The sequence below is a fragment of the Nocardioides sp. 616 genome, assembly GCF_002930065.1.
Classification (GTDB): domain Bacteria; phylum Actinomycetota; class Actinomycetes; order Propionibacteriales; family Nocardioidaceae; genus Nocardioides; species Nocardioides houyundeii.
Genome location: NZ_POAG01000018.1, coordinates 124,993 through 144,800, shown reverse-complemented (window position 1 = coordinate 144,800; position 19,808 = coordinate 124,993). Strand labels below are relative to the sequence as shown.

At 71.7% G+C, this 19,808-nt stretch carries 21 protein-coding genes; 5 read left to right on the top strand and 16 right to left on the bottom strand.

Translation table 11 applies throughout. The features are described from left to right. Window positions 1-91: 91 nt before the first annotated feature. From C5H89_RS10575 to purL, 3 genes are all read right to left on the bottom strand, one after another. Window positions 92-457 carry a hypothetical protein gene (locus C5H89_RS10575; RefSeq protein ID WP_104106996.1) on the bottom strand — a complete coding sequence of 122 codons (366 nt, stop codon included), beginning with the start codon at window positions 455-457 and terminating at the stop codon, window positions 92-94. Window positions 458-805: 348 nt separating this feature from the next. Beyond that, window positions 806-1,723: an NAD(P)-dependent oxidoreductase gene (locus C5H89_RS10570; RefSeq protein ID WP_104106995.1), complete on the bottom strand. Its 918-nt coding sequence runs from the start codon at window positions 1,721-1,723 to the stop codon at window positions 806-808. Between the two features lie 4 nt (window positions 1,724-1,727). Further along, the gene (gene purL, locus C5H89_RS10565) at window positions 1,728-4,016 is read right to left on the bottom strand and encodes a phosphoribosylformylglycinamidine synthase subunit PurL (protein ID WP_104106994.1); all 2,289 of its coding nucleotides are present in this window, start codon (window positions 4,014-4,016) and stop codon (window positions 1,728-1,730) included. 146 nt (window positions 4,017-4,162) lie between these two features. On the opposite strand from purL, the gene C5H89_RS10555 reads away from it, so the two are divergent. After that, the gene (locus tag C5H89_RS10555; RefSeq protein ID WP_162799329.1) at window positions 4,163-5,584 is read left to right on the top strand and encodes a glycoside hydrolase domain-containing protein; all 1,422 of its coding nucleotides are present in this window, start codon (window positions 4,163-4,165) and stop codon (window positions 5,582-5,584) included. 52 nt (window positions 5,585-5,636) lie between these two features. Here C5H89_RS10555 and C5H89_RS10550 read toward each other — a convergent pair whose 3' ends face one another. The 8 genes from C5H89_RS10550 to C5H89_RS10515 form a co-directional block, all read right to left on the bottom strand. Further along, window positions 5,637-6,080, bottom strand: a complete 444-nt coding sequence (locus tag C5H89_RS10550) for a DUF3817 domain-containing protein (RefSeq protein ID WP_104106991.1) — start codon at window positions 6,078-6,080, stop codon at window positions 5,637-5,639. After that, window positions 6,077-6,745: a phosphoribosylformylglycinamidine synthase subunit PurQ gene (purQ, locus tag C5H89_RS10545; protein WP_104106990.1), complete on the bottom strand. Its 669-nt coding sequence runs from the start codon at window positions 6,743-6,745 to the stop codon at window positions 6,077-6,079. Before purQ ends, C5H89_RS10550 begins: the two co-directional genes overlap by 4 nt. Next, the gene (gene purS / locus C5H89_RS10540; protein WP_101523335.1) at window positions 6,742-7,023 is read right to left on the bottom strand and encodes a phosphoribosylformylglycinamidine synthase subunit PurS; all 282 of its coding nucleotides are present in this window, start codon (window positions 7,021-7,023) and stop codon (window positions 6,742-6,744) included. Before purS ends, purQ begins: the two co-directional genes overlap by 4 nt. A gap of 104 nt (window positions 7,024-7,127) precedes the next feature. Further along, window positions 7,128-7,319, bottom strand: coding sequence for a hypothetical protein (locus C5H89_RS10535; RefSeq protein ID WP_101523334.1), 192 nt, complete (start codon window positions 7,317-7,319; stop codon window positions 7,128-7,130). Window positions 7,320-7,400: 81 nt separating this feature from the next. Then, window positions 7,401-8,696, bottom strand: coding sequence for a calcium-binding protein (locus tag C5H89_RS10530; protein WP_162799328.1), 1,296 nt, complete (start codon window positions 8,694-8,696; stop codon window positions 7,401-7,403). A gap of 125 nt (window positions 8,697-8,821) precedes the next feature. Next, entirely contained in the window at window positions 8,822-10,372 is a 1,551-nt protein-coding gene (locus tag C5H89_RS10525) for a long-chain fatty acid--CoA ligase (protein WP_104106988.1), read from the bottom strand. Between the two features lie 67 nt (window positions 10,373-10,439). Next, window positions 10,440-10,844: an SRPBCC family protein gene (locus C5H89_RS10520; RefSeq protein ID WP_205304977.1), complete on the bottom strand. Its 405-nt coding sequence runs from the start codon at window positions 10,842-10,844 to the stop codon at window positions 10,440-10,442. A 16-nt stretch (window positions 10,845-10,860) separates the two neighbouring features. Next, entirely contained in the window at window positions 10,861-11,757 is an 897-nt protein-coding gene (locus C5H89_RS10515; protein WP_104106986.1) for a phosphoribosylaminoimidazolesuccinocarboxamide synthase, read from the bottom strand. Between the two features lie 86 nt (window positions 11,758-11,843). Here C5H89_RS10515 and C5H89_RS10510 point away from each other — a divergent pair, with 86 nt between their 5' ends. Beyond that, window positions 11,844-12,164, top strand: coding sequence for an antibiotic biosynthesis monooxygenase (locus C5H89_RS10510; protein WP_101523329.1), 321 nt, complete (start codon window positions 11,844-11,846; stop codon window positions 12,162-12,164). On the opposite strand, the gene C5H89_RS10505 is transcribed toward C5H89_RS10510, so the two are convergent. The 4 genes from C5H89_RS10505 to purD all read right to left on the bottom strand — a co-directional run bounded on the left by C5H89_RS10505 (window position 12,148) and on the right by purD (window position 16,270). Beyond that, window positions 12,148-12,729 (bottom strand): antibiotic biosynthesis monooxygenase, encoded by a 582-nt coding sequence (locus tag C5H89_RS10505; protein ID WP_104106985.1) that lies wholly within the window; start codon window positions 12,727-12,729, stop codon window positions 12,148-12,150. The genes C5H89_RS10510 and C5H89_RS10505 overlap by 17 nt on opposite strands. Before the next feature lie 102 nt (window positions 12,730-12,831). Next, the gene (locus C5H89_RS10500; RefSeq protein ID WP_104106984.1) at window positions 12,832-13,287 is read right to left on the bottom strand and encodes a hypothetical protein; all 456 of its coding nucleotides are present in this window, start codon (window positions 13,285-13,287) and stop codon (window positions 12,832-12,834) included. Between the two features lie 269 nt (window positions 13,288-13,556). Next, window positions 13,557-14,975: an adenylosuccinate lyase gene (gene purB / locus C5H89_RS10495; protein ID WP_104106983.1), complete on the bottom strand. Its 1,419-nt coding sequence runs from the start codon at window positions 14,973-14,975 to the stop codon at window positions 13,557-13,559. A 29-nt stretch (window positions 14,976-15,004) separates the two neighbouring features. After that, complete coding sequence (gene purD, locus C5H89_RS10490) at window positions 15,005-16,270, bottom strand: phosphoribosylamine--glycine ligase (protein WP_104106982.1); 1,266 nt, start codon at window positions 16,268-16,270, stop codon at window positions 15,005-15,007. Between the two features lie 77 nt (window positions 16,271-16,347). Between purD and C5H89_RS10485 the strand changes: the two genes are divergently transcribed. Next, entirely contained in the window at window positions 16,348-16,773 is a 426-nt protein-coding gene (locus C5H89_RS10485) for a hypothetical protein (protein ID WP_104106981.1), read from the top strand. Window positions 16,774-16,805: 32 nt separating this feature from the next. Here the strand turns inward: C5H89_RS10485 and C5H89_RS10480 are convergent, their stop codons facing one another. Next, window positions 16,806-17,645 carry an SDR family oxidoreductase gene (locus C5H89_RS10480; RefSeq protein WP_104106980.1) on the bottom strand — a complete coding sequence of 280 codons (840 nt, stop codon included), beginning with the start codon at window positions 17,643-17,645 and terminating at the stop codon, window positions 16,806-16,808. 88 nt (window positions 17,646-17,733) lie between these two features. On the opposite strand from C5H89_RS10480, the gene C5H89_RS10475 reads away from it, so the two are divergent. Both C5H89_RS10475 and C5H89_RS10465 read left to right on the top strand, forming a co-directional pair. Further along, entirely contained in the window at window positions 17,734-18,354 is a 621-nt protein-coding gene (locus tag C5H89_RS10475; RefSeq protein ID WP_104107115.1) for a TetR/AcrR family transcriptional regulator, read from the top strand. Between the two features lie 28 nt (window positions 18,355-18,382). After that, window positions 18,383-19,807 (top strand): hypothetical protein, encoded by a 1,425-nt coding sequence (locus C5H89_RS10465; RefSeq protein WP_162799327.1) that lies wholly within the window; start codon window positions 18,383-18,385, stop codon window positions 19,805-19,807. Window position 19,808 lies beyond the last annotated feature (1 nt).

Below are 19,808 nucleotides of genomic sequence, written 5' to 3'. Positions count from 1 at the left end.
GCGATCGTGACGGACCTGGAGCACTGTGAGGCTGCACTGGATCTCATGACCGAGGACGTCGGCCTCACGGGTCGAGGCCCGAGTGGTCACGCTACGCAGAGGCGCGCCCTTGGGTGACCCGGTCGAACCAGTCGGCGGCCACGTGCGCAGCCTGCTCGGCTGAGGAAACCTTCGCTACCAAGCCGTCAGGCGCCGCAAGGTTCATCCCCGTCGCGCGGCCCCGCACGCCGTCGTCCCAGTTCAGGTTGGAGGGGCTTTGTCCGCCGACCAGTTCCAGCCCGTCGAAGTCGACGCGCCAAGTGGTTGCCATGACGCCATCGACCATGTCGTCGAATGAGGCAGTCATCCAGGGCGTCCCGTCATCGTCGACGTGATACCAGTCCTGAGCGTCCGGGACGGACGCACTGAGCCGGTTGAAGAACGCCGACTCACTCGTAGTTGGTGGGGTTTCACGCACGGCTACGAGCCTCTCAGGTGTGCAGACGAGTGACCAGTCATCTGCACGACACAGTGCTTCTTGAGCCGCTAGCCGCAACTCTTGGCGAGCGCCTTTCTCACACCTCTACACGAAGGGGGGCGGCGGCAGTCCGTTCCGAGCTAGCCACGGGGAAGCCGACCAATGGCGCCTGGCACTCGCAGAAGGCCCGCAATCGCATCGCCCAACTCGACACGTGGTGCGAAGCAATCCCACGGTCGCGCCGGGAGATAGCGCCGCAGCGGAGAATGTCATCCGCGATATGCAGAACGCCTCGGCAGGTCATCGCTGCAACCGTGAGCCCAGACCGGGAGCTCGCCCAGTCCCGACTCAGGATGCAGCGGGGTCGTGGACCACGTTGCGCAACGGCTGCCCGGCGACGTACGCCTCGATCTGGGCGCGGGCCAACGCGGCCATCCGGGGCAGCATCGCAGTGGTGCCGCCACCGAGGTGCGGGGTGATCAGCACCCCGGGCGCCTGCCACAGCGGGTGCTCGGGCGGCAGCGGCTCGGGGTCGGTGACGTCCAGGGCGAAGCGCAGCCGGCCCGCGTGGGCGAGCACGGCGTCGGTGTCCAGCAGGGGTCCGCGCCCGACGTTGACCACCAGCGCGCCGTCGGGCAGCTGGGCCAGGAACGACTCGTCCACGACGTGTCGGGTGGCCTCGCTAAGCGGCAGCACCACGACCACCACGTCGGTCTGCGGCAGCAGACGCGGCAGGTCCTCGGGTCCGTGCACCTTCTCGAGCAGGTCGTCGGCCCGTGGCCGGCTGGCCACGCCGGTGACGACGGCCTTGCAGGCGAGCATCCGCTCGGCCACCGCGCGGCCGATCGAGCCGTAGCCCAGCACCAGGACGCGACTGTCGGCCAGCGAGCGGCGACCCAGGTCCCGCAGCCACTGCCCGCGGTTGCGGACCGCGTCGTCGATGCCGCGCAGGCTGGCGATCGTGATGCCGAGCGCCAGCTCGGCGGTGGCGTCGTCGTGGACGCCGGTCGCGTTGGCCAGCGCGACGCCCTCGGGCAGCTGGGCGATCATCCCGTCGTACCCGGCGGACTGGACCTGGACCACCCGTAGCCGCGGGAGTCCGCTGAGGTCGGGCAGGCCTCCGGTGTTGTACGGCGCCACCACCAGCTCGATCTCCTCGGCCCGCTGCGGCACCGAGGTGCCGTCCCAGAGCACCGTCTCGACACCCGGCACCTCCCCCACCGCCTCGATCAGGGCGGGAGTGGCCAGGGCGACGACGGTGCTCATCGGGTCACCCCAGGGCCGCCGGCATGGTGGCCGCCCACGCCTCGCGCAACGTCGCGACCGGGATGCTGAACTGCTCGGCCACGACCAGGTCGTCACCGCCGGTGGTGCCGACGGCGGTGACCGGCACGGCGTACCGCTCGGCGAGTGCGAGCAGGGCCCCGGCCCGGTCGTCGGCGACGGTGACGATGGCCCGGGCCGCGGACTCGGTGAACAGCGCGGTGAACGCGTCCCCTCCGGCGACGTCGGCCAGCGAGACCGAGACCCCGACGCCGTTGCGGAAGGTCGCCTCCGCCAGCGCCTGGGCGAGGCCGCCGTCGGAGAGGTCGTGCGCGCTGGTCAGGACGCCGTCGCGGCCGGCGTCGGCGAGCAGCTCGGCCAGAGCCTTCTCGGCCGCCAGGTCCACCCGCGGCGGAGTGCCGCCGAGGTGGCCGTGCACGACGTGGGCCCACTCCGAGCCGGACAGCTCCTCGCGGGTCTCCCCGAGCAGGAAGACCTGCTCGCCGGCCCCGGCGAAGTGGCTGGGGGTGCGCTTGGTGACGTCCTCGATCACGCCGAGCACGGCGACCACCGGGGTGGGGAGGATCGCGGTCTCGCCGGTCTGGTTGTAGAGGCTGACGTTGCCCCCGGTGACCGGAATGCCCAGCTCCAGGCAGGCGTCCTTGAGGCCCCGGCAGGCCTCGGCGAACTGCCACATCACGTCGGGGTCCTCGGGGCTGCCGAAGTTGAGGCAGTCGGAGATGGCCAGCGGCCGGGCACCGCCGATGGCGACGTTGCGGTAGCTCTCGGCCAGCGCGAGCTGCGCGCCGGCGTACGGGTCGAGCTTGGCGAAGCGGCCGTTGCAGTCGGTGGAGACCGCGACGCCGAGGTTGGTCTGGTCGTCGACACGGATCATGCCGGAGTCGGCGGGCTGGGACAGCACGGTGTTGCCGCGGACGTAGCGGTCGTACTGGTCGGTGATCCAGGACTTGTCGCACAGGTTGGGGCTGGCGACCAGGCGCAGCAGCGTCTCGCGGAGCTCGTCCGCGGTGCCCGGCCGGGGCAGCGCCTCGGCGCGGTCGGCCTGGAGCGCGTCCTGCCAGGTCGGGCGGGCGAAGGGCCGGTGGTACGTCGGTCCGTCGTGCGCCACGCTGCGCGGCGGTACGTCGACCACCCGCTCGCCGTGCCAGTCGATGTGCAGACGCGCGGTGTCGGTGACCTCGCCGACCACCACGGCCTCGACGTCCCACTTGGCGCAGATCTTCATGAAGGCCTCGACGTCGCCGGGCTCGACGACGGCCATCATCCGCTCCTGGGACTCGCTCATCAGGATCTCCTCGGGAGCCAGCGTGGAGTCGCGCAGCGGGACCCGGTCGAGCTCGACGTGCATCCCGCCGTCCCCGGCACTGGCCAGCTCGGAGGTGGCGCAGCTCAGGCCGGCGCCGCCCAGGTCCTGGATGCCGGCCACCACGCCGGCGGCGAAGAGCTCCAGGGTGCACTCGATGAGGAGCTTCTCCATGAAGGGGTCGCCCACCTGGACGCTGGGCCGCTTGGCGGGACCGCTGCTGCCGTCGGCGTTGGCGTCGAAGGTCTCCGAGGCGAGCACGCTCACCCCGCCGATGCCGTCGCCGCCGGTGCGGGCGCCGTACAGGATGACCTGGTTGCCCACACCGGTGGCGTTGGCCAGGTGCAAGTCCTCGTGCCGCAGCACGCCCACGCAGAGCGCGTTGACCAGGGGGTTGCCGGTGTAGGTCTCGTCGAAGACGGCCTCGCCACCGATGTTGGGCAGGCCCAGGCAGTTGCCGTAGCCGCCGACGCCGGCCACGATCCCGGGCAGCACCCGCTGGGTGTCGGGGGCGTGCAGGGGGCCGAAGCGCAGCGGGTCCATCACCGCGACCGGGCGCGCGCCCATGGCCAGGATGTCGCGGACGATGCCACCGATGCCGGTGGCCGCGCCCTGGTAGGGCTCGACGAAAGAGGGGTGGTTGTGGCTCTCCACCTTGAACGTGACGGCGTACCCCTGGCCGATGTCGATGACGCCGGCGTTCTCCCCGATACCGGCCAGCATCTTGCCGGCGGCGGTCTCCTGGGGCAGCTCACCGAACTGCTTGAGGTGCACCTTGGTCGACTTGTAGGAGCAGTGCTCGCTCCACATCACCGAGTACATCGCCAGCTCGCTGCTGGTGGGGCGACGTCCCAGGATCTCCCGGATGCTGGCGTACTCGTCGGCCTTCAGCCCCAGGTCCTGCCAGGGCTGCTCGCGGGCGGGGTCCTGGGCGGCGGCGGCGACGGTGTCGAGGTTCTGGGCTGCGGGCACGTCGCAAGCCTAGGCGACCCCGCGGACCACCCGACGCCACAGTCCGGGGCGAGGAACTACTGGGCTGTAGTTCCTCTCGACCCGTGGGACTCATGGGACTCGTGAGGTTATGGTGCCTGGACCGCCACTCGTCTGGAGCCTTCTGCATGCGCCTCACCGTCCCCTTCACGCCCCGCCCCACGGCCCGTCTCACGGCTGGTCTTACGGCTGGTCTGGCCACCCTGGCGCTGACCGCCGGGCTGCTCGCCGGCACCACCGCTCCCGCCACGTCCGCCGCCACGTCCGCCGCCACGTCCGTCGGCACCGCGGCCAAGCAGGCAGCCCGCAAGCAGAACGTGGTCACCCCGGGCGACTTCACCGGCTACGGCTTCGACCAGTGCGTCGCGCCCACGCAGAAGGCGATGGACACCTGGCTGGAGCACTCGCCGTTCCTGGCCGCTGGCATCTACATCTCCGGGGACTCCCGCGCCTGCCGGAGCCAGCCCAACCTGAGCCCGACCTGGATCAGCACCCAGCTCGCCAAGGGCTGGCGACTCCTGCCCATCGCGCTCGGCCCGCAGGCCTCCTGCCAGCCGCGGTTCCCCCGCTACTCAGACGACTTCAAGATCAACCCCACCCCGGGGGCAGACAAGACCTACGCCGCCGCTCGTGCGCAGGGCGCGGCCGAGGCGGACAAGAACGCCGGCGACGCCCGCAGCTACGGGATCAGCCCGACCAGCACCATCTGGTACGACCTCGAGGGCTTCGACCTCAACAACACCCACTGCCGCGAGTCCGCCCTGGCCTTCGTCCACGGGTGGGTCCAGCGGATCGAGCACCACGGCTTCGTCAGCGGCCTCTACTCCAGCGCCAGCTCAGGCATCAAGATGCTCGACGACGCCCGGATCAACCGTCCCGGACAGTTCGCGCTGCCGAAGCAGATCTGGATCGCCCGCTGGGACGGCGTGGCCAACACCTCCACCACCTACATCGGTGAGGAGGGCTGGCGCCCCGGTGGCCGGATGAAGCAGTACCGCGGCGGCCACAACGAGACCTGGGGCGGAGTGACGATCAACATCGACAGCAACTACCTCGAGCTCGGGCGGGGCACCGTCGCGCACGGCGAGACCCGCTGCGGCGGCATGCGCACGACCTACCCGCGCTACCCGATGCTGAAGCCGAAGAAGGCCAACACCAAGCGCGTCAAGATCCTCCAGTGCACCCTGGCCGAGCACGGCTACTACGCCTTCAAGGTCAACGGGAAGTACAACAAGCGGACCCGCGCCGCAGCCAGTGCGTTCCAGGCGGCCAACGCAATGACGCCCGGCCCGAAGTTCCGCAAGCGGCACTGGGTCGCGCTGCACGCCGTCGGCGACACCCCGGTCCTCAAGGTCGGCTCGGCCGGTCCGGCCGTCTACCGACTGCAGCGCGCCCTCAACGCGGCCGACGCCGGCTCGCTGACCGGCACCGGCGTCTACGACCTGGCCACCGAGTCCGCCGTGAAGAAGTACCAGGCCAGTCGCAAGCTCACCCAGAGCGGCATCACCAACTCTGCCACCTGGGCCCAGCTGCTCCGCGGCCGCTTCTGACCCCGCCCCCAGGCGCCCCCACGCCATGTAACGCGGGGTAGGGACGGCCGGGTCAGACCGGCGGGCCCGCGACCATGGCGCCGGCGAAGAGGACGGCCACCGCGGCGACGCCGACGGCCAGGCCTTGCAGGGGCTTGCGGACCAGCCAGGCGGCCAGCTTCTCCAGGAGGCCGGACGGGGCCTCGTCACGCAGGCGCCAGCGGGAGTCGAGCAGCCCGCGCTTCTCGGCGTACCGCTCGAACCAGACGGTGACGAAGGGCGGCACCGCGCAGAGCAGGCCGAGCACCACGTTCTTGGCCGACCAGCGCTGGTCCACCGCGACCAGCACCGTGGTCACGCAGTAGGCCAGGAAGACGGCGCCGTGGATCGGGCCCGCGACCGTGACTCCGACCTCGGTGGTGTCGGTGACGTACTTGAGGAACATGCCCCCGAGCAGCAGCGCCCAGGTGACCGCCTCGGCCAGGGCGACCACGCGGTAGAGCTTGACCGGACTCATGCGAAGACCCTCTCTGTGAGGCTCGTGAAGAACCCGAGGCCGTCGGTGCCGGGGCCGCAGAGGTCCTCCACAGCGTGTTCTGGATGTGGCATCAGGCCGACCACGTTGCCGGCGGCGTTGGTGACGCCGGCGATCTCGCGCATCGACCCGTTGGGGTTGCCCCCGAGGTAGCGCGCGACGATGCGCCCCTCCCCCTCGAGCATGTCGAGGGTGGCCTCGTCAGCGACGTAGCCGCCCTCGCCGTTCTTGAGCACGATCGTCACCTCCTGCCCCTGCTCGTACGCCGCGGTGAACGGCGTGCGGTTGTTCTCGATGCGCAGGCGCTGGTCGACGCAGTTGAACTTGCGGTGGTCGTTGCGGATCAGCGCGCCGGGCAGCAGGTGGGACTCGCACAGGATCTGGAAGCCGTTGCAGATGCCCAGGACCGGCATGCCGCGCTCGGCGGCCTCGATGACGCTCTCCATCACCGGCGAGAAGCGGGAGATGGCGCCGCAGCGCAGGTAGTCGCCGTAGGAGAAGCCGCCCGGCAGCACCACGGCGTCGACACCGTGCAGGTCGGTGTCGCCGTGCCACAGCGCCACGGCCTCGTGGCCGCCGAAGCCGACGGCGCGGCGGGCGTCGACGTCGTCGAGCGAGCCCGGGAAGGTGACGACGCCGACCTTCATCGGCCCTCCTCCGCGGCTACCTCGGCGACCGAGTGCTTCTCCACGTGCACCTCGAAGTCCTCGATCACGGGGTTGGAGAGCAGGGTCTCGGCCATCTTGGCGACCTCGGCCAGCACCTCGTCGGTGATCTCACCGTCCAGGGTCAGCTCGAACCGCTTGCCCTGACGGACGTCGGTGACGCCGGAGAAGCCGAGCCGGGGAAGCGCGCCGAGGACGGCCTTTCCCTGGGGGTCGAGGATCTCGGGCTTGGGCATGACGTCAACGACGACTCGGGCCACGGGGCACTCCTTGGGGAACGACGGGGTACCTCAAGTCTAGGTCGACGCACCCGCGCCACCGGCCGCCGGCGTCGCTGTGGGATCGCTCACCTGCGGGACGCCGCTCAGGTACGGGGACCGCGCGCGGCCACGATGATCAGGGCGACACCCAGACCGGCCACGGCCGGGCCGAGCTTGGCCCAGAAGTCGACACCGCTCATCGAGCTGCCGCCCCACCAGCCGAGCCCTTGGAAGGTCCACACCGCCCCCACGACGAGCATGACGACTCCGAGACCCACGCCCACCATTCGACCCATGGTGGAAACAGTACGGCGTAGGCCCGGACCGCCAGGACCGCCCGGAGCGCCGGGAGCGCCGGGAGCGCCGGTGGCCTCACCTCAGCGGCGCTTCGACCCCTTGGCGGACGTGCGCTTCTTCTTCACGACCTTGAACACGTGGCGGGAGGGCGCCGGGTCGGCGTCGGCTCCCACGACCGCCCAGGCCCAGAGCCGGTGCTTGCCCTTCTTCAGCTTCTTGGTCCGCACCTTGTACGGCGAGGTGCAGGGCTTGGCCTTCTGCTTGTCCAAGCGGCACATGAACGTCGCGCCCGGGGTCGACGAGGTGAACCTGAACTTCGCCGTGCGGGGCTTGCGCACCTTCTTCGGTCCGGCGATGGCGCTGGTGTCGGGCGGCTGCACCACCGGCGCCGGCACCTGCGGGCCAGTCTCATCCGGCGTGAGCTGGACGTTCTCGCAGTTGACCAAGGAGTCGACGGCGTCGGCGTAGACGATGTCGTACCCGCCTCCGCAGTCCACCGTGTCCGTTACCTCGTCGCGCACCCGGATCACGTCGTCGCCGTCACCGGAGCTGATGATGTCGGCGCCGCCCCAGCCGGTGATCGTGTCCTTGCCGGCGCCGGTGGTCAGCCTGTCGGCCCCGGCGGTCCCGACGAGGGTGACCTGGCCGGTCGCCTCCATGGTCAGCACCCCCGGGAAGCCGGCTGCGTCGAAGACGTGGTTGTCACCCTCGAGGGTCACCGTGGCCGTCTCGATCCCGTTGACCACCGGAGCGATCGAGAGACCCTGGCCGTCGGTGATGCTCAGTCGAGCTGTGTCCAGGGTGAACCGGGTGGGCTGGGTGAAGTCCTCGAAGGCTGCCCGCCACTCGTCCGTCCCGGCGCCACCGCGGACCACGGCCTTGCGGATGTCGGAGGTGAAGGGCTTGCCGGTCGCGGAGTACCCCGAGGAGATGATGTCTCCGCCCGCCCCCGCGTCGACCACCGTGCTGCCGCCGATGAGGTCGTTGCGGTAGGAGCCCCAAGCCTCGACGGAGTCCTGCACCTCCAGCCAGGTGCCCGCGTCCGGGGCCAGCGAGCCCGGGGCGATCTCACGCAGGTCGACCACGGCGAATCGCCCGCCGGCGAGCTGGAGGCTGCGGATCTGGTTGCACGGGCGGGTGGACCGACGGCCGTCGGCGACGCTGAGCAGAGTGTCCTGCGGACCGGTGCAGCGCAACCGCAGCACCTTGCCCCGGTCGCTCTCGTCGGTGCGGATGACGAACGGTTCGCCCTCGGTCCAGGTCGCGGCGCCCGCTGGCGGGGCGAGGCCCACACCAAGCGCGGCCACCAGGGCCACCGCCGTCACAGACGTCGCCCAGGTGCGCGCCTGCTGCCGGGTCGCGCGTCGCGATCTCATGCTGAGCCCCTTGTAGCTGTGTGCACCGGGCCCGCGTGCCCCCCGCGGCACGCTCCGCGACCCCGTGCCCGAGACATCTTGGCAGAATCGACGGGCGAGGGATGCCGTGTTCGGCGTACGGACCCTCAGCTGAGCTCGCGCTTGAGGATCTTGCCGGTCGAGGTCATCGGCAGGGAGTCGCGGAACTCCACGATGCGCGGGTACTTGTACGCCGCCATCTGCTCCTTGGCCCAGGCCACCAGCTCGGCCTCGGTCACGCCTGCGCCGGGGTTGCGGATCACCACCGCCTTGATCTCCTCGCCGTGGCTGTCGTGCGGCACGCCGATGACCGCGCACAGGGAGACGTCGGGATGGGTGAGCAGGGTCTCCTCGACCTCGCGGGGGTACACGTTGTAGCCGCCGCGGATGATCATGTCCTTGGAGCGGTCGACGATGTAGTACCACCCGTCCTCGTCCACCCGGGCCAGGTCGCCGGTGCGGAACCAGCCGTCGTGGATCGCCTCGGCGGTGGCCTCGGGGCGCCCGTGGTAGCCCTTCATCACGTTGGGGCCCTTGATGGCGATCTCACCGATCTCGCCGGGCTCGGAGTCCGACCAGTCGTCCTTGATCAGCTTCATCTGCACCCCGGGGATCGCCGGGCCGATGGAGCCGACCCGCACCGGCTCGCCGTACACCGAGAAGCTGGCCACCGGCGAGGTCTCCGAGAGGCCGTAGCCCTCGAGGATGGTGACGCCGAAGCGGCGCTCGAACTCCTTGTGCACCTCCACCGGGAGGGCCGCGCCGCCGGACACGGCGACCCGCAGGTTGGCGGCCAGGTCCTGCACGTCGACGCCGGAGTCGTCCAGCACGCCCAGCAGCCCCCAGTACATCGTGGGGACACCGGCGAAGAACGTGACCTTCTCGCGCGCCATCAGCTGCAGCGCCGGCTCGGCCTCGAAGCGCGGCAGCATCACCACGGTGCCGCCGTAGGCGAAGGCGCCGTTCTGGATCACGGTCTGGCCGAAGGAGTGGAAGAGCGGCAGCACGCACAGGTAGGTGTCGGGGTGCTCCGCGTCGGCGTTGAAGAGGTCAGCTCCGGACAGCGCGTTGGAGAGCATGTTGCTGTGCGTCAGCTCGGCGCCCTTGGGCTGCCCGGTGGTGCCGGAGGTGTAGAGGATGACCGCGGTGTCGGCGTCGTCGGTGGCCACGCTGGTGAACTCCGGCGACTGGGTCAGCATCGCGCCGGCCATCGTCTCGGTGCCCTCGATCGGGGAGGCGGCGCCCAGGTCGGCGGTGATGACGAAGAAGTGCTCGCAGCCCTCGGTGGCGGTGAAGCCCTCGTGGCCCGCCTTGGCCATCGGCAGGTCCGGGGTCCCCTCGAAGCAGAAGTACGCCTTCACGTCGGCGTCGTCGAGGTGGTAGGCGACCTCACGGCCCTTGAGCAGCACGTTGAGCGGCACCACGGTCGCCCCGGCCTTGAGGATGCCGTAGTAGACGATCGAGAAGAACGGCAGGTTCGGGCAGGTCAGGGCCACCTTGTCGCCCGGCTTGATGCCCCGCTCGACGAGCAGGTTGGCGCACATGTTGGCGAACTGGTCGACCGCGGCGTACGTCAGCCGGGTGTCCCCCAGGACGATCGCGTCGCGGTCGCCGTACTTGGCAACGGAGTCCTCGAGGAGCGTGGCGAGATTGGTCATGACGTCAATCTAGGGGATGACGCTCGGGGCGGCTCCGGCGCGTGATTCGCTCCCGGCTGCGCCCGGCTCAGCAGAGCCGACCGGCGCGCCTGAGGTCGTCGCGGGCAGCCAGCGGGCCCGTCCGGTCCAGCACCCACCCCAGGGGGCGGCTCCAGCCCGCGGCCTGCACGTCGGTGGTGGCCCGCACCCGGGTCCGGTGCTCGTCCAGCGGGACGAAGACCAGGTCGAGGGTGACCTCCAGGCCGCGCCAGCGGCCGAGCTCGACCCAGCGGACGTTCTGCTCCCAGTCGGTGATCTCCATCAGCGGGCGCATCCCGGGCCAGGTCACGTCGTACCAGCGGGTGCCGATCCGGGCGGGACCGTCGGTCAGCTGGTCGACGCGGCGCAGGCTGGCCTGCCAGGCGGGGCGGTTCGCGGGTTCGGAGAGGTAGTCGAAGACCCGGCCCACGGGGGCTTCCACGTCGACGGTCACGGAGAAGCCCACCAGCTCAGAACCGCTCGCCGGTGAGGCGCTCGTACGCCTCGACGTACCTGCCGCGGGTCAGCTCCACGACCTCGGCGGGCAGGGCCGGCGGCGGGGTGCCGTCCGTGCGGTCCCAGCCCGAGTCCGGGCCGGTCAGCCAGTCGCGCACGACCTGCTTGTCGAAGGAGCGCTGCGCGCGCCCGGGCTGCCACTCCGCGGCGGGCCAGTAGCGCGAGGAGTCCGGGGTCAGCACCTCGTCGGCGAGCACCGTCGTACCGTCGGGGCGGCGGCCGAACTCCAGCTTGGTGTCGGCCAGGATGATGCCGCGCTCGCGGGCGATCGCCTCGGCCCGGCCGTAGACCTCCAGCGTCAGCCGCCGCAGCTGGGCGGCGGTGGTCTCGCCGATGGTCGCGACGACCGCGTCGTAGGAGACGTTCTCGTCGTGGTCGCCCAGCTCGGCCTTGCTGGCGGGGGTGAAGATCGGCTCGGGGAGCCGGGAGGCGTCCTCCAGGCCCGGCGGGAGCGCGATGCCGCAGACCTCCCCGGTACGGCGGTAGTCGATGAGCCCGGACCCGGTCAGGTAGCCGCGGGCGACGCACTCGACGGGGAACATGTCCAGGCTCTCGCAGATCACGGCCCGTCCCGCCACCTGCGCGGGCACGTCGGTGGAGACGACGTGGTTGTCCGCCAGGTCCGCCAGCTGCCCGAACCACCACAGCGACATCCGGGTGAGGATCTCGCCCTTGTCGGGGATCGTGGAGTCCAGGACGTAGTCGTAGGCCGAGATCCGGTCGCTGGCGACCATCAGCAGCCGACCCTGGTGCTCACCGGAGTCGATGCGGTAGAGGTCACGCACCTTCCCGCTGTGCACGTGCGTGGTGCCCTCGATCGCGGGAGCAGCGGGAATGTTGAGGTCAGCCACGTCACAGAGCCTAGCGACGCGCGAGCACGTCCCGAGCACCGATGCCGGGGGCGGGACGGCTATGGCATCGGCCCTAGGCTCGTGGCATGTCAGTCGTGAAGATCAATGCCATCACCGTTCCCCCCGGCGCCGGCGAGGAGCTGGAGAAGCGGTTCGCCGCTCGGGCCGGCGCCGTCGAGGGCTCGCCGGGCTTCCTGGGCTTCCAGCTGCTGCGCCCCACGGCCGGCGGCTCGCGCTACTTCGTGGTCACCCACTGGGCGGACGAGGAGTCGTTCGCGGCGTGGCGCGACGGGGACAGCCGTGCCGCGCACGCCACCAAGCCCGGCGAGGCCCCCGCCAAGCCGGTCGCCTCCGGCGCGGAGCTGCTGGAGTTCGACGTCGTCCTGGACGTCAAGCCCTCGGCCTGACCCGCGGCTGCAGGAACCACTGCATCTTGCGGGTGGCGAACGGCATCAGGACGTAGGTCATCAGGGGCGTCATCACCGTGATGATGAGCAGCACCCGCGGCAGCAGCGGCCAGTCGGCGATCAGCTGCGCCGCGAGCCAGTTGGTGCACAGGCTGAGTGGGAAGAACACCATGAAGATGATGACCATCTGCTTCCACCGCGGTGGCGCCGCGGGCACCGCCGGCGCCGCCGTGGGGTCCAGCGTCACGGAGTGCATCGGCTCGTCGAACCAGCCCTCGATGCCGGTACGGCGCTCGACGCGGGTCTCCTCGATGCGTCCCTGACCGGCCGCCAGCCACCAAGCCCGCTGCGGCGACTCCTCCCAGACCGCGAGGTGCTCGGCGGAGGCGAACCGGTAGAGCATGTGCCACTCCGGCGAGTCGGTCTGCGGCTTGACCCAGCCGCTGCCCAGGAAGCCGTCGAAGCGCTGGGCCAACGTTGAGCCGGCCTCGACCCAGGCCAGCATCTCCTCGGTGTGGGCGGGATCGACGTGGCGGGTCACGGAGACGGTCACGGGGGTGGTCATCCGCCCAAGATCGGTCCTGGGGCCGGGCTGCGCCAAACTGCGGCTCACGTCGACTGGATCACACGGCGTCCGCCGGACACCCGTCGTACCGGGCGGGACGGCTCAGGCGCCGGGCGTGACGGCGTAGTTGAGCCGGGTCACCTCGGCCGGCAGACCCAGCTCCCGACCCTTCTCGCTCTCCGAGGTGAGCGCGGCCGCGGTGACCTGCCACTCCTCGGAGACGTAGACCGCCTCGGCGGCGCCTGCGGAGCTCTCCTCGGAGTCGACGACGAACCCCGCCTCCGACATCAGCGACTCGATCTCCCCCATCGTCGCCTCGAGCGGCTGGTCCACGGTCAGCACGAACATGAAGCCGTGCTCGGAGCCGAGCGCGTCGCTCACCTCGCCGTCGGGCATGGGCACCTCGTCGCGCGGGAAGTCCTCGGAGAGACCGTCCTTGTTGGTGGAGCCGATCTGCCCCGGGGTGCCCTGCACGGGCTTGTCGTCGTTGCCGCACCCGGCCAGGCCCGCGCCCATCCCGACCAGGAGCACGGCGGCGAGGGCGTGTGGGAGGCGCATGGCCTGCAGTCTTACCGGTCGGTAACTGCCAGGGAACCCCCAAATCGGGGGACGCGCACCGCGCGACGGGGCGGGTTCGAGGGGGTTCGAGGGGGTTCCTTGCGGCTCGAGGGGCATGCATGCCCCCCCTAGGTGCAGGGATCCCCGCTCAGGCGGGTATCCATGCACCATCACAGGAGGTTGGTGGGGTGTTCCTACGGTTCGAGGGGCATGCATGCCCCCCTAGGCGCGGGGATCCCCGGCTAAGCGGGGATCCCTGCCAGCCCCGCCTACAGAATCGCGCCAGGCGAGTACGCCGCAGCCTCGGGGTACCGCTCCGCGACCACCGCGACCCGCCGGCAGACCTCCTGCACCTGCGCCACCGCGGCGCCGGTGAACTCGATCGGGTCGGCGACCAGGCTGGCGATCTGGTCCTGGGTCAGGCCGAGCCGGGTGTCGGCGGCGAGGCGGGCGAAGACATCGTTCTCGACCTGGCCCTTGCGCATGTCCAGGGCCACGCCGACCGCGGCCTCCTTGATGGCCTCGTGGGCGACCTCACGGCCCACGCCGTTGCGCACGGCGGCCATCAGCACCTTGGTGGTGGCCAGGAACGGCAGGTAGCGGTCGAGCTCGCGCTGGATGACGGCCGGAAAAGCGCCGAACTCGTCGAGCACGGTGAGGAAGGTCTGGAAGAGGCCGTCGGCGGCGAAGAAGGCGTCGGGCAGCGCCACCCGGCGTACCACGGAGCAGGAGACGTCGCCCTCGTTCCACTGGTCGCCGGCGAGCTCGCCGACCATCGAGAGGTAGCCGCGGGTGATGACCGCGAGGCCGTTGACCCGCTCGCAGGAGCGGGTGTTCATCTTGTGCGGCATCGCCGAGGAGCCGACCTGGCCCTCCTTGAAGCCCTCGGTGACCAGCTCGATCCCGGCCATCAGCCGGATCGTGGTGGCCAGGTTGGAGGGACCTGCCACCAGCTGCACCACCGCGGAGAGCACGTCGAAGTCCAGCGAGCGGGGGTAGACCTGGCCGACGCTGGTCAGCACGTTGTCGAACCCGAGGTGAGCCGCGACCCGGGTCTCCAGGTCCGCCAGCTTGGAGGCGTCGCCGTCGAGCAGGTCGAGCATGTCCTGGGCGGTGCCCATCGGACCCTTGATCCCGCGCAGCGGGTAGCGCGCGAGCAGCTCCTCGACGCGCTGCAGACCGATCAGCATCTCGTCGGCGATGGTGGCGAACCGCTTGCCCAGGGTGGTGGCCTGCGCGGCGACGTTGTGGGAGCGCCCGGCCATCACGGTGGTCTCGTGCTCGGCGGCGAGCCGCGCCAGCCGGGCCAGGGTGGCGACCGTCCGGTCGCGCAGCAGCTCGAGCGACTGCTTGAGCTGGAGCTGCTCGACGTTCTCGGTGAGGTCGCGCGAGGTCATGCCCTTGTGGATGTGCTCGTGGCCGGCGAGCGCGCAGAACTCCTCGATCCGGGCCTTCACGTCGTGCCGGGTGACCCGCTCGCGCGCCGCGATCGAGGCCAGGTCGACCTGGTCGACGACCGCCTCGTGGGCCTCGACGACGCCCTGCGGCACGTCGATGCCGAGGTCGGACTGGGCGCGCAGCACGGCGATCCAGAGCTGACGCTCGAGCACGATCTTGTGCTCGGGCGACCAGATCGCGGCCAGGTCCGCACCGGCGTACCTGGTCGCGAGCACGTTGGGGACAGTCATCAGGCAGGCTCCTCTGGAGGGGGCGGAGGTCAGGCGTGGAGGGCGGCGCCCTCGACGACGCCCAGCGGTTCGGCTGCGATGTCCCGGCGCCACTGGGCTCCGGGGAACGAGATCATGGCGACGCCCTCGTAGGCCTTGGCCCGGGCGTCGGCGACGTCGGTGCCGACGGCGCGTACGGCGAGCACCCGACCGCCGGCGGTGAGCAGCGGAGACCCTCCGGCGGTGCCGGCGTGGATCACGTCGACCTCGCGGTCGGCGGCCAGCGTCTCGGTGCCGACGATGACGTCGCCCTTGGAGGAGGACTCGGGGTAGCCGGCGCTGGCGAGCACCACGCTGACCGCGGCACCGTCGCGGAACCGCGGCGGCTCGACCTCGCTGAGGCGGCCCTGCGCGGCGGCGAGCAGCAGCGACCCGAGCCCGGACTCCAGCAGCGCCAGCACCGGCTGCACGTCGGGGTCGCCGAAGCGGCAGTTGAACTCGATGACGCGCGGGCCGGCGGCGGTCAGCGCGAGGCCGACGTACAGGCAGCCGCGGAACGCCGTCCCGCGGCGGGCCATCTCGTCCAGCGTGGGCTGTACGACGTCCGCGAGCACCTGAGCGGCCAGGTCGGCGGGCGCCCACGGCAGCGGCGAGTAGGCGCCCATGCCGCCGGTGTTGGGGCCGAGTCCCCCGTCGAAGATCCGCTTGAAGTCCTGCGCGGGCTGCAGCGGGTACGCCGTGGTGCCGTCGCAGACCGCGAAGAGCGAGACCTCGGGGCCGTCGAGGAACTCCTCGATGACGACCCGCTCACAGGACGAGGCGTGCGCCAGGGCCTCGACGTCGTCGTTGGTCACCACCACGCCCTTGCCGGCGGCCAGGGCGTCGTCCTTGACGACGTACGGCGGGCCGAAGGCCTCGAGGGCGGCCGCGACCTCCTCGGAGTTGGTGCAGGTGAACGAGCGAGCGGTCGGCACCCCGGCGGCGGCCATCACCTCCTTGGAGAAGGCCTTGGAGCCCTCCAGGAGTGCCGCGGCCCGGCTGGGACCGAAGCAGGCGATGCCGGCGTCGGTCACGGCGTCGGCGACGCCCGCGACCAGCGGCGCCTCCGGGCCGATGACCACCAGGTCGACGCCCAGACGCCCGGCCAGCGCGGCCACCGCGGCGCCGTCCATCGGGTCCACCTCGTGCAGCGTGGCGACCTCGGCGATGCCCGGGTTGCCCGGTGCGGCGTGCACCTCGGTGACCTCGGGATCGCGCGCGAGGGCCAGGGCGAGGGCGTGCTCACGGCCGCCGGTGCCGATCACGAGGGTCTTCACGTGGAGCGATTCTAGTCGCGATCGAGCCGCCCCCCGGACGCTGCCCGCAAGGGGGCGCGATGCGCCATGATCGGCCCATGCAGACAACGCCGGGACCGGCCACGGACGAGGGACGCCCGGGCTACGACCAGACGCTGCGTGCCGCGCTCTGGCTGCTCCCGGCGCTGGTCGCCCTGGCGCTGGGCACGGTCGGGATCTTCCTCGCGGGCTTCGGGATCATCAACGACTGCACCACCAACTACAGCGTGTCCTCGTTGTGGTCGTCTCCGTGCGCCGCCGCCGAGGGCTGGCTCTGGGCCGGCAGCCTGGGACAGCTCGTCATCCTCTGCCTGTCCCTGTGGTGGCTGGCACGCACGGCCCGAGGCCGGGTGCGCGGAGCTCTGGCGTTGCCGGTCCTGGTCGCGGCGGTGTCGGCCGCGTGGTTCGCCGGGGCGGTCTGGGCTGCCGGGTCCTCCTACTGCCAGCCTGGGGACACTCGCGCCAGCTACTGCGACGTCGACTGACGCACGACTCCCCCGGCTCGATCACCGCCGGGTCAGGTGCGGCGGGCCTCGCTCTCGTACGCCGCCCGGGCGGCAGGGTCGGCATGGGTGAGCACGTCGTCGGCCCCCATCAGCCGTCGGGCCACGTCCTGGAAGCGGCGCGGCAGCGCCTGGGAGACCTTGGTGACCGGCTGACCCCAGCGCGGCGCCCAGGCCTCGGGGACCGGGCGCCGGATCACGTCGACGACCACAGCGGCCACCTGCTCGGGGTCCAGGGTGGGCACCCCCCGGGTCCGGGCTACCCCGGCGCCCAGGGCGGTGTTGACGATCACCGGCAGCACCATCGAGACCTCGACGCCGGCGGGGGTGAGCTCGGCGCGCATCGCCTCGGTGAAGCCGACCACCGCGTGCTTGGAGGCGGAGTACGACGCCCCGTTGGGCAGCGCGACGCGCCCCACGGCGGAGGCGATGTTGACGACGTGCCCGCGGCCCCGCGCGACCATCCCGGGCGCGACGGCCCGGGTGCCGTTGATGACGCCGAAGGTGTTGACCTCGAAGATCTGCCGGGTGACGCCCGCGTCCTCGTCCAGGAACGGCCCGACGGGCATGATCCCGGCGTTGTTGACCAGCACGTCGATCTCCCCCGCCGCGGCGACGAAGGCGGTCCAGTCCTCGACCGAGGTGACGTCGAGGGGGTGCCAGCGCACCCCGAGCTCCCGGGCCGTCTCCGCCAGGTGGCCCGCGTCGCGGTCGCCGATGATCACGTCCGCGCCCCGCTCCTGCAGCAGCCGGGCGGTGGCGGCACCGATGCCGCGGGCCCCGCCGGTGATGGCGATGGTGCGCCCGGCGAAGGGGCTGGCGCCGGGACCGGGGGTGCGGGGGGTGCGGCTCATGGGGCTCCTTCGTGGACATCTGACAGGGCGTCCTGTCAGTTTTGCGGTGATGCACGTCACTGTCAAGGCGGTACGGCAGGATGAGCCGGTGAGCGAATCGGAGCGGAGCTACGGCGGCAGGTCGGCGGCCGAGCGTGCCGCCGTACGGCGGGAGCGCCTGGTCGCGGCCACGATCGCGACGCTGGCCGGCGGCGGCGAGCCTGGAACCACGATGACCGCCATCTGCGCCGAGGCCGGGCTCACCGAGCGCTACTTCTACGAGTCCTTCCGCAACCGCGACGAGGCGATGGTCGCCGCCCTGGACTCCGTGGCCACCGAGATGACCGCCGCCGCCCTGTCAGCGCTGACCGAGCACGCGGGCGATCCCTCGCGCCAGGTGCGGGCGGCGATCACCGCGGTGGTCGACCTGATCGGCGACTCCCCCGCCAAGGGCCGGGTGGCGGTGGTGGAGTCCACCGGCACCGCCGCTCTCCGCGCCCGTCGCCACCAACTGCTGGCCGGGTTCGCCGAGCTCGTCGGCGACGAGGCGCAGCACGTGTTCGGAGCGGCGGCGTGGCCACCGGAACGGGCCCGGCTGCACGGTCTGCTCTTCGCCGCCGGGTTCGCCGAGGTGCTGGCCTCCTGGCTGGGCGAGGAGCTGCCGCTGAGCCGCGCCGAGCTGGTCGACCTGGGCAGCGATCTGCTCCACGCGGTGCAGCAGCGCCGCTGAAGGCCGCGCGTCTGCCACGATCTGCGGCATGCCCCGCCCAGCAGCACCGCCTCGTCCCGTCCGCCGGCGAGCTCGCGCGACGGCGCTCGTCGTACTGGCGCTGCTGAGCCTGGCCGCCTGCGGGATCAGCGACGAGACGGTCGAGGAGGCGTTCCAGGACGTTCCCGGGGTCCAGGAGGCCACGGTCGGCTGCCCCGAGTTCTCCTGCACGATCTCCCTGGACCTGCAGCTCGGCTCGGAAGCCGAGCAGATCAGCGACGCGATCCAGGTGGCCCGCGACCTGGACCCCCGGGAGATCTTGGTGACGCTGTGGGAGGACGCTCGCACCCACGACCAGCGACAGCACCTGACCGCCCGGATCGACGCCGACAGCGACGCGGCCGACGACTCCTACGTCGGCGCGGCACTCGCCTGGGCCGCGGACAACCCCGACGTCGCGGTGCTCGAGGCCGACCTCGGCCCCGAGCGCGCGGACCTGACGCTCCGGCCGACCCGGCGCGCGGACTTCTGGACCGTGGCCGAGACCGCCTGGGAGCTGGTCGCCCCCACCACCGGCCCCCGCCTCGAGGTCTCCTTCACCGCGGAGGGCACCACCGGACTGGACCGGCTGCTGCGGGCGACCGGCGAGTTCCCGACCGCCGCGGTCGACCTGGCGCGCAGCGTGGAGTCGCAGCACGACGGCGCGCGTACGGCATTCGCCCTGACCGGGCTGGCCGTGCAGCCCGAGGGCGTGATCCTCGGGGTCTCCGACGCCCGCGCCGTCACCCCCGCCGAGGCGGCCGTGGCGGCTGGACCGCGCGGCGCAGGCCTCGGGCCGGTGGAGGTGGTGGTCACCGACAACGTGTTCACGGCCTGGTTCCAGGACCCAGCCGAGCGGGTGGACCCCACCCGGGTGATCCAGGTGCTGTCCGGCGGCCCGGGGGTCGAGTCGGCCCGCCTGGCGGGCGCGGCCGTCGAGGTGCGACTCCAGGGCTCCCTGGCCACCGCGATGCCCCTGATGGAGCTGCTGCGCCGCGAGGCGGGCGAGGCGCTGGGCTCCACCACGCTGCACTTCGTGACGGCGCTGGGGGACGTGGTGGAGATCGTGCCCGGAGGAGACGACTCCCTGGTGATGCTCGGGCACGAGCTGCTCACCTCCCCCGGACCGACGGGCACCCTGGAGATCACCCAGGAGGAGGACGAGCCGCCGTACGTCGGGCTCGAGGTCCGCGCCCCTGCCCTGGCCCCGCAGCTGGCCCGGGTCGCCTCGGTGCTGGCGCGGCACCAGGGCGACACCGACCGCTACCAGCTGTGGGTGCGGGCGACCGATCCCGAGGGACGTACCCCCTCGGTGGGGTTCAGCGTCGAGATGACTCCCACCGGGCCGGAGGTCGCCGAGTCACGGGGCACCGAGGAGCAGGCCGCCGAGCTGCGTGCCGCGTGGTCGCGCGGGGTGCAGCGGGCGGCCCGCTGAC

What these genes read in the sequence shown, in the direction of transcription:
- C5H89_RS10570 (WP_104106995.1), bottom strand. Translation starts at nt 1,723, where the DNA reads ATGAGCACCGTCGTCGCCCTGGCCACTCCCGCCCTGATCGAGGCGGTG.
- C5H89_RS10555 (WP_162799329.1), top strand. Translation starts at nt 4,163, where the DNA reads ATGCGCCTCACCGTCCCCTTCACGCCCCGCCCCACGGCCCGTCTCACG.
- C5H89_RS10550 (WP_104106991.1), bottom strand. Translation starts at nt 6,080, where the DNA reads ATGAGTCCGGTCAAGCTCTACCGCGTGGTCGCCCTGGCCGAGGCGGTC.
- purQ (WP_104106990.1), bottom strand. Translation starts at nt 6,745, where the DNA reads ATGAAGGTCGGCGTCGTCACCTTCCCGGGCTCGCTCGACGACGTCGAC.
- C5H89_RS10535 (WP_101523334.1), bottom strand. Translation starts at nt 7,319, where the DNA reads ATGGGTCGAATGGTGGGCGTGGGTCTCGGAGTCGTCATGCTCGTCGTG.
- C5H89_RS10530 (WP_162799328.1), bottom strand. Translation starts at nt 8,696, where the DNA reads ATGAGATCGCGACGCGCGACCCGGCAGCAGGCGCGCACCTGGGCGACG.
- C5H89_RS10525 (WP_104106988.1), bottom strand. Translation starts at nt 10,372, where the DNA reads ATGACCAATCTCGCCACGCTCCTCGAGGACTCCGTTGCCAAGTACGGC.
- C5H89_RS10510 (WP_101523329.1), top strand. Translation starts at nt 11,844, where the DNA reads ATGTCAGTCGTGAAGATCAATGCCATCACCGTTCCCCCCGGCGCCGGC.
- C5H89_RS10505 (WP_104106985.1), bottom strand. Translation starts at nt 12,729, where the DNA reads ATGACCACCCCCGTGACCGTCTCCGTGACCCGCCACGTCGATCCCGCC.
- C5H89_RS10500 (WP_104106984.1), bottom strand. Translation starts at nt 13,287, where the DNA reads ATGCGCCTCCCACACGCCCTCGCCGCCGTGCTCCTGGTCGGGATGGGC.
- purB (WP_104106983.1), bottom strand. Translation starts at nt 14,975, where the DNA reads ATGACTGTCCCCAACGTGCTCGCGACCAGGTACGCCGGTGCGGACCTG.
- C5H89_RS10485 (WP_104106981.1), top strand. Translation starts at nt 16,348, where the DNA reads ATGCAGACAACGCCGGGACCGGCCACGGACGAGGGACGCCCGGGCTAC.
- C5H89_RS10480 (WP_104106980.1), bottom strand. Translation starts at nt 17,645, where the DNA reads ATGAGCCGCACCCCCCGCACCCCCGGTCCCGGCGCCAGCCCCTTCGCC.
- C5H89_RS10465 (WP_162799327.1), top strand. Translation starts at nt 18,383, where the DNA reads ATGCCCCGCCCAGCAGCACCGCCTCGTCCCGTCCGCCGGCGAGCTCGC.